Genomic DNA, 8,197 nt, shown 5'->3' with positions numbered 1-8,197 from the left:
AGCGAGTCGGTCCCACCCCTTCCCATCCCGAACAGGACCGTGAAACGACTCCACGCCGATGATAGTGCGGATTGCCCGTGTGAAAGTAGGTAATCGTCAGGCTCCCCCAAAAGCCAGAAACCCCACCCGCAGCGGTGGGGTTTTTGCGTTTACGCGGTCAATTCCGCGCGCTTCACTACTTTCCGATCCGCAGCGCATCCGCATAACCCGTCAGTTCCAGATAGGCCCGTCCTACATCGGCATTCTGTTGGCTCACTCGCACCGCGCCTTCCCAATACACCGCGCCGGTCGACTGTCTCGAATCGAGTTCCTGATCGTCCACCAGCGGATCGAGTTGCCATGTCAGCGTTCCGGTTCTAACCGTCATCGAGACTGGGTACAAAGTATTTGTGTGCGGCGACCGCCACATGCGATGCGGGGTGAACGAAACTTCGCCGGGGCCGAAGTTGGCTACCTGTCCATCGCGTCTGCGAAGCGTCGCGTGGGCCCATGTTGCATGTCCATCGCGGCTACGGATCTTGAATGCCATGAGCGCCGACCCGTCCGTCAAATTGGCGCCGAGCCAATCCCATCCGACCGCATTGGCGTCGAGCAATGTGCTCGACCATTCGTGATCGAGCCATGCGGTGCCCGTCACGGCAGCATTGCGCGTCGAATCGTTTGCACCCGCGGCCGGGCGCACCACAGTGCCCGTCACGCTGAGTTGCGGTTCGCTGTAGTAATAGCTTGCCTGTTCGGGACGCGGTCCTTTGCGCGAGTAGCCGCGCTCGCCCTGAATCAGCGGTGGCTGCGTTGGCGTGAGTTGGAGGTGTAGCGAGAATCCGCTTGCGTCGGCGGTGACGTCGTAGTGACCGTCCGCGGCGCGAATCATTTTCCATGCGTCGAGTTTGACGTTGGTGTTGTCGGGCTTCGCGTAGGAAAGCCCGAGACCTTGCCGGGCGATGCGTTGATCGTGAACGAGGTGGCCGATGGCCGGATCGCTCAGCGCAGCGTGCGCAATGATCAGTTGCGAGGGGGCGAAGGCGCTGGGGTCGGTGGCATCGTGACCAGTCGCCGAACGGAAGAACGTGATCTGGAATCCGAGCGGTTGGTGGTCGGGTGTCGTGAGCCAGCCCGTCGCGTACCACCATTCGGTGCGGAATTCCGGATGGGCACCGGTGTCGCGCGGAAACGAGATCAGATGTTCTGGCGTGACTACCGCGAAGGCGGCCGGCGCGGATGCAGAGGAGTCGCTGCTAGCGGCAAAAGAGGGCGACGCAGCGGCTATGCCAACGCAAAGTAGGCTCCGAAAAGTTCGATGAGGGTATGGGAGTGAAGATTTGCTGGTGCTCCAAAGCAATCGCATCCCCCACGCACGCCGCACAACTCGCATCACCAGTCCTCCTTCACCGCGCGCACGGCATCCACCGAGACCGCAGCCCGTCCCGCTACCACCGCCGTCGTGCACGACAGCACTAGCATCACCAACGCGACCGTGCCCAGCACGAACCACGGCACATGCAGCGACATGCTCCAGTGAAACGACTGCGGATTGACGACGAACACGAGAATCAGGCTGATCGCGAAACCAAGCGCGAAACCCAGCGCAATTCCGGATGCGGTGAGCAGGCCGCCCTCCGATGCGAGGATCGCAAAAATCTGCGCGCGCGTCACGCCGACGTGGCGCAACATCCCGAACTCGCGGGCGCGCGCGAGCGTCTGCGCGGAAAACGTCGCGGCGACACCGAACAAGCCGATCACGATGGCCACCGCCTCGAGCAGATACGTGACCGCGAAACTGCGATCGAAGATGACCAGCGTGTGCGCACGGATCTCCCCCGGTTGCGACAAATCGAGCGAAGCGCCGAACGGCAACGCCTTCAAACTTGCGACGACGCGTTCGACACTCACGCCCGGCTGGACAGTCACCGCGACATCGGTTGCGGTGGAGTCGCCGGTGAGCCGCCGATAATCGTCAAGCCGTATCTGAATCGCGCCGCTCTGCCGCGCATAGTCGCGCCAGACGCCGGCGACGACGAACATCTGACCATGCTCGCCGAGCGGCAACCGCACGTGTTGACCTGACTGATACCCATACAGGTCGACCATTGCTTCCGAAACCCAAATAGGTATGTCTCCGGTGCGAAGCGCGGACGGCGACAGCACCGCGCCGGTCATCTGCAGGGTCGCACCCGGATCGGCCGCATCGATCTCGCGGGCGAGCAGCGCGACGTCCGGGCGGGCGGGATCGAGCGTCAGATGCGTGATGCGCGAAAACGCAGCGTGGCGGATGCCGGGGACCGTCGCGATGCGCGTCTGTTGGTCGGGCCGCAAGCCGCCACTGTCACCGCTATTGCCGCCGGAGGTTACGCGCACATAGAGATCCGCGGACAGCAGATGCGTGATCCAGTCGTCGACGGATACGCGGAAACTGGCCACCATGATCGCCATCGCGACGATCAGCGCGAAGCTCGACAGCACGCCGCTCATCGCGATCGAGGCCTGCCCCGGCGCATTCGCGAGACGCGCAATCGCGAGCGTAGTCGTCGCGCCCGCGCGGCGTCGCGCGCCGCGCACACGGCTCGCCGCACCAAAAATCAGCGCGGTCACGCGCGGCATTAGTGCGATGCCGCCGACGAGCAGCAACGCGACCGCCAGATAACCAGCAATCGGCGCATCGAACCACGGCGGCACGCGCGTCAGCGCGGCGGCCGCCAGCAAACAGCCGAACGCCGGCCACGGCGTCGCGAGCCGCACCAGCGCGGTTTCCTCGGCGCCGGCCTTGAGTGCCGCGGCAGGCCGTGCGCGTGCCGCGTCGATGGCGGGCGCGACGCTGCCCAACACCGACACCGCGACCCCGAGCGCGAGAAACACCGCGCTCGCGAGCGGCTCGAAACCGACTCGCGGTTGCACACCCGGAAAATAGCCGCCGCCAAGATCGCTGCCGAAAAAGCGCAGCGCACCGCTTGCCATCGCGTAGCCGAGCGCAAGTCCAAACAACGAACCGAGTAGCCCGAGCAGCGCGCCTTCGAGCAGAATCTGCCGCAATAGCTGAGCTCGCGTGAGGCCGAGCACGCGTAGCATTGCGAACTGCGAGCGGCGTCGCACGACACCGAGCGCCTGCGTCGAAAACACGAGGAACGCGCCTGTGAACAGCGCGACGAGCGCGAGCACGTTCATGTTGATCCGGTAAGCACGCGACAGACGATCGGTGCGGCTCTCAGTGTCGCGCGTCTCGGCGACTACCCACGCGCCGCCGAGCCGCTGTTGCAGATCGCGTTTGAAGCGTTGCCGATCGACGCCGCGCTCGAGTTGCACGTCGACGCGCGACAGCTTGCCCACCTTGCCGAACCGCCATTGCGCGGCGGCGATGTCCATCACTGCGAGCCGTTGACCCGGCCGCGTGCGCACGAGCCCGCCCGCGACGCGCAACTGCAGATCCGAGGTGCCGACCCGCAGCGTCACGTCGTCGCCGGTCTTGACGTTCAGCCATTGCTGCGCGGCCGTCGACAGAAATATCGCATCGGAGGCGAGCGTGTCGAACGGGCGCTCAGGCGAGGGTACGCCGATCAGATCGGGCGTGATCCGGCTCGCCTTGAAGACGTCGATGCCGAGAACGGGCAGTGCACCGTTGCGGCCGGGCACCGCGACGTCGAGCGCGAGCACGGGACTCGCTAGCGCCACGCCCGGCTCGTGGGCCAGCTGCGGATAAAGGGACTCGTCGACGAAAGGCTGCGCGCCGCGCACTTGCAGATCCGCTTCCCCGGACAGACTGCGCGCGGCCGCGGAGAATTCATTGAAGGCCGCGCTGTTGATCAATTGCACCGCGTAGCCGAGCGCGACGCCGAGCGCGATCGTCGCGATTGCGACGAGTGCGCGTCCGCGATGGCTGCGCCATTCCGCGGCCAGTAGCCAGCGTGCGAGAACGCGATAGCCGGGCGCGCGCGGCAGTGGCTGAAGGTCAGCTGCCATCGTCGGTCGAGCGGGCCGCGGCGTGCGCGACGTTCGCGGCTTTATCGCGCGCGGCATGCAAGCCGCCATCGCTCAGAATCAGTACGCGGTCGGCCACGGCTGCCGCGGCTTCCGAATGCGTGACCATGATCGTCGCCGCGCCGGTCGCCTTGCTTTGCGCGCGGAACAGGCCGAGCACGTCGTGCGCGGTGGCGGGATCGAGATTGCCGGTGGGTTCATCGGCGAGAAGCAGCGTTGGACGATGCACGAGCGCGCGTGCAATGGCTACGCGCTGCAATTCGCCACCGGAGAGATCGCGCGGAAAGTCGTCGCCGCGTCCGCCGAGGCCAACCGCCGCGAGCATGTCGAGCGCGGCGGCCGTCGGCAGATCGTTGAGCAGCAGTGGCAGCGCGACGTTCTGCGCGAGCGTCAGATGCGGCAGCACATGAAACGCCTGGAATACGAAGCCGAGCTTCTGGCGGCGCAGACGCGTCGCGGCGTTATCGTCGAGTTGCTCGACCGGGCGTCCGTCGATCAGCACACTGCCGCTATCGGCGCGGTCGAGTCCGGCGATCAGGTTGAGCAACGTCGACTTGCCAACGCCCGAGTCGCCCATGATCGCGACGAACTCTCCCGCAGCGAGCGTGAAGTCGAGCTGCGCGAGCACGATGCGGCCGGTGCCGTACCGCTTGCTGAGGCCGCGGCATTCGAGTGCGGGTACGACGTCGTCGTCACGAAGCGCCATGCGAGGAGGTCCGGGAAAGGGGCCGGGCGAGGGGCGCCGGCCAAGCGAAATGAGTGTGCCTCGCCGCGCGAATTTCCGCAGCAGCTACCAGGCGAAACGCTGTTTTTCGTAAGGCAAATGGAAGATTGGCGCGCCTCGGTGGCACAGTTTTAGCGCATCTTGCTCCGATGCGCTCGGCCTCGTTGCCCCTGTTCGCCGGTCGATTCAGACAGCCGGGACAAAAAAATTTTTTGTCGTCGACAACGCAAATCTTGTTCAAATGCGGGTGTCGCCGCCGGCCGAAAAGGACGGTCCAGCAGGATCCGTTCCAGCCGATCCGGCCACACAAACAGGCGATGCCTAAAAGCGGCCAACCTCCGGCTAATTGCCGACTTTTGCTGCCAAATTATCAAGAGTCTGCGGGGCCTTTGTAATAAAGTGAAAACGCACATTTTGATCCGTTTTGCAAGCGTCCAAGTCGCAACAATCTAATCCGAAGGGATTTATTCGCTGCTGCGATGCAAAATTATTCTTATCTTGGTAATCTCCCACCCTCGGTCGGTCGGCTGCGGGTAAACGTGTAGCGGGAAACCCCTCCACGCGTCAATTTCAGCGCACTCCAACTTTCATTTCAATTTCAATGCCTGCTGTTTTTGGCGGCATTGACGCAGCGTTTTGTACTTCAAGTTTTGACAGAGCACATGCCATTGCCTCTCCTAAGTCTTCTCATCTGGATCCCCATCGTCGCCGGCTTCGTGGTTCTGCGCGCCGGGTCCGACGCGGCGCGTAATCGTACGCGCTGGCTCGCGCTGATCGGCGCGGTGGCGGGCTTCTTGCCGGTGATTCCGGTCGTGGCGAATTTCCGCAACGACGTGACCTCGATGCAGTTCGTCGAGAACGTCCGCTGGTCGCCGACGTTCGATATCGCATGGCATGTGGGAATCGACGGGATTTCGCTGTGGCTCGTCGCGCTGACCGCGCTGACGACGATCATCATCGTGATCGCGTCGTGGGAGTCGATCACTCAGCGTACCGCGCAGTACTACGGCGCTTTCCTGATGCTGTCGGGTTTCATGCAGGGCGTGTTCGCGTCGCTCGACGGCATGATGTTCTTCATCGCATTCGAGGCGACGCTGATCCCCCTGTATCTGCTGATCGGCACGTACGGTCACAAGAACCGCACTTATGCGGCGGTGAAGTTCTTCTTCGTGTCGTTCCTCGGCTCGCTGATGATGCTGATGTCGCTGCTATATCTGTATAGCCAGACGCACAGCTTCGATCTCGCCGTGTGGCGCGAAGCGCATCTCGACATGGTGCCGCAGACGCTGATCTTCCTCGGCTTCCTCGCCGCGTTCGGCGTGAAGGTGCCGATGTGGCCGCTGCACACGTGGCTGCCCGACGTGCACCTCGACGGTCCCACCGGCGCCGCGGTGATGATCGGCATGCTGAAGATCGGCGGTTACGGTCTGCTGCGTTTTGCGCTGCCGATCGCGCCGCAAGCGAGCCACTTCTTTGCGCCGATGATGATCACGCTGTCGCTCGTCGCGGTGATCTATTCGAGCCTGCTCGCGCTCGTGCAAACCGACATGCGGCGCCTGCTCGCGTATTCGACGGTCGCGCATATGGGCCTCGTCACGCTCGGTCTGTTCGTCTTCAACCGCTTCGGCCAGGGCGGCGCAATCGTGCAGATGATCTCGTATGGCGTGGTGTCCGGCGCAATGCTGTTGTGCACTGGCATGCTCTACGACCGCACGAAAAGCGCATCGATCGCCGAATACGGTGGCGTCGCCAACACGATGCCGCGCTTTGCCGCTTTCGTGATGCTGTTCTCGATGGCCAACATCGGTCTGCCGGGCACGTCGGGCTTCGTCGGCGAATTCATGGTGCTGATGGGCGCGATCCGCTTCAACTTCTGGATCGGCACGATCGCCGCGACCACGCTGATCCTGAGCGCGGCCTACACGCTGTGGATGTATAAGCGCGTGATCTTCGGCGCGATCGCCAATGCGCGCGTCGCGAATCTGAAGGACCTCGGCAAGCGCGAGTTCGCGCTGCTCGGTGCGTTGGCGTTGCTGGTGCTCGCGATCGGTCTCAATCCGAAGCCGTTTACCGATGCGATCGATCCGTCGGTCGGCACGCTGCTAGCGCAATCCGAACGCTCGGCGCTTCCTTCTGACAACGTGCCGGCCGAAGCTGGCGAGCATCTGCAGGCGGCGGCGCCCGGACCGGCACCCGTCGCCACGCACAATCCGGGTTAAAAGAACAGAGCGCAAGAACCGTTGTCGCATCCGCGCGTCAGGATGCGGCGACGATTTTGCGCTTTTGCGCGTCGCTACGAATCCCTTTGTGAATGCATGCTCGACGAAGTACTGCGAAACCGCTGCGCGTCCGGCTTTTCCAGTGCTTATTTGAATGGGATCTTGCGATGCGTCAACTTTTCGATGCTTCGTTTCGAAGCGTCGCAAACGACGCTGGTGAATAGGGTGTGCGGGGAATGCGGCAACGTGTCGCACTGCGGCGCGATGCAATAGATCGTTGCAAATTCGAGTGTTTATTAGCATTCGATGCCCCCCTATTATGCGAGCGCTTATTACTGGAGAGCCGTCGAATGACGTTCGTTGAAGTCAAAAAAACGAGGCAGTGGATATGAAAGGACGGGCGCTGGGAAGGCCGGCAAGTTTCATTTCCGCCAGCCTCATGTTGCTGCTTTCGGGTTGCAGCAACCTCGATATTCTGAATCCGAAGGGGAGTGTGGGACTCGCGGAGCGTGATCTGATCGCGACTTCGGTGTGGGCCATGCTGATTGTCGTGGTGCCGGTCATTCTGATGACACTGTTTTTCGCGTGGCGTTATCGCGCGTCGAACAGAAACGCTGAATACAAACCGGGGTGGACGCATTCCACCGCGATCGAAGTCGTCGTCTGGACGATTCCGGCGCTGATCATTTTGTTCCTCGCCGTGTTGACGTGGAAGAGCACGCATGAGCTCGACCCGTATCGTCCGCTCGAGTCGCAGGTCAAGCCGATCAACGTCGAAGTCGTCGCGCTCGACTGGAAGTGGCTGTTCATCTATCCGGACCTCGGTATCGCATCGGTGAACCAGCTCGCGATCCCGGTCGGCACGCCGGTGAACTTCCGGATTACGTCGGACACGGTGATGAACTCATTCTTCATCCCGCAGTTGGGCGGCCAGATCTACGCGATGGCAGGCATGCAGACTCGCCTGCACCTGATCGCCGATCACACCGGTGACTACGCGGGCCTCGCGGCGAACTTCAGCGGCAAGGGCTTCTCGGACATGAAGTTCCGTACGCTCGCCTCGTCGCCTGAAGAATTCAACGCCTGGGTTGAGAAGGTGCGCGCTTCGTCGGACCGCCTCGACATGGACCGCTATCACGCGGTGTCGGAGCCGAGCGAAAAGGACCCTGTGCGGTACTTCTCGACCGTCGATCCGAAGCTCTTCAACAACATCATTGCCAAATACAACAACGGCAACGTCATCGACAACATGAAAGACGCCAACTGTGCGCCCAAGGGGTAACTC

5 protein-coding genes and 1 rRNA gene are annotated in these 8,197 nt (G+C 62.7%); 3 read left to right on the top strand and 3 right to left on the bottom strand.

Going from position 1 to position 8,197, the window contains the following annotated elements; translation table 11 throughout:
• Positions 1-102 (top strand): 5S ribosomal RNA (gene rrf / locus AB4Y34_RS27530); the annotation flags it as partial.
• Between the two features lie 73 nt (positions 103-175).
• On the opposite strand, the gene AB4Y34_RS27525 is transcribed toward rrf, so the two are convergent.
• From AB4Y34_RS27525 to AB4Y34_RS27515, 3 genes are read right to left on the bottom strand one after another with little or no spacing between them, the layout of a single operon-like run.
• Entirely contained in the window at positions 176-1,372 is a 1,197-nt protein-coding gene (locus tag AB4Y34_RS27525) for a lipocalin-like domain-containing protein (RefSeq protein WP_176381564.1), read from the bottom strand.
• Positions 1,372-3,951: an FtsX-like permease family protein gene (locus AB4Y34_RS27520; protein WP_368717804.1), complete on the bottom strand. Its 2,580-nt coding sequence runs from the start codon at positions 3,949-3,951 to the stop codon at positions 1,372-1,374. Before AB4Y34_RS27520 ends, AB4Y34_RS27525 begins: the two co-directional genes overlap by 1 nt.
• On the bottom strand, positions 3,941-4,675 hold the full coding sequence (locus tag AB4Y34_RS27515; RefSeq protein WP_184228599.1) for an ABC transporter ATP-binding protein: 735 nt from the start codon (positions 4,673-4,675) through the stop codon (positions 3,941-3,943). Before AB4Y34_RS27515 ends, AB4Y34_RS27520 begins: the two co-directional genes overlap by 11 nt.
• A 680-nt stretch (positions 4,676-5,355) precedes the next feature.
• On the opposite strand from AB4Y34_RS27515, the gene AB4Y34_RS27510 reads away from it, so the two are divergent.
• Both AB4Y34_RS27510 and cyoA read left to right on the top strand, forming a co-directional pair.
• Positions 5,356-6,912, top strand: a complete 1,557-nt coding sequence (locus AB4Y34_RS27510) for an NADH-quinone oxidoreductase subunit M (RefSeq protein ID WP_368717803.1) — start codon at positions 5,356-5,358, stop codon at positions 6,910-6,912.
• A gap of 388 nt (positions 6,913-7,300) precedes the next feature.
• Positions 7,301-8,194: a ubiquinol oxidase subunit II gene (gene cyoA / locus AB4Y34_RS27505; RefSeq protein WP_176369838.1), complete on the top strand. Its 894-nt coding sequence runs from the start codon at positions 7,301-7,303 to the stop codon at positions 8,192-8,194.
• The last annotated feature ends 3 nt before the right edge of the window (positions 8,195-8,197 follow it).

It is taken from the genome of Paraburkholderia sp. BR10954 (assembly GCF_040965775.1).
GTDB lineage: Bacteria > Pseudomonadota > Gammaproteobacteria > Burkholderiales > Burkholderiaceae > Paraburkholderia > Paraburkholderia youngii.
Note: the sequence above shows the minus strand (reverse complement) of the source record. Positions and strands in the feature narration are given on the sequence as shown.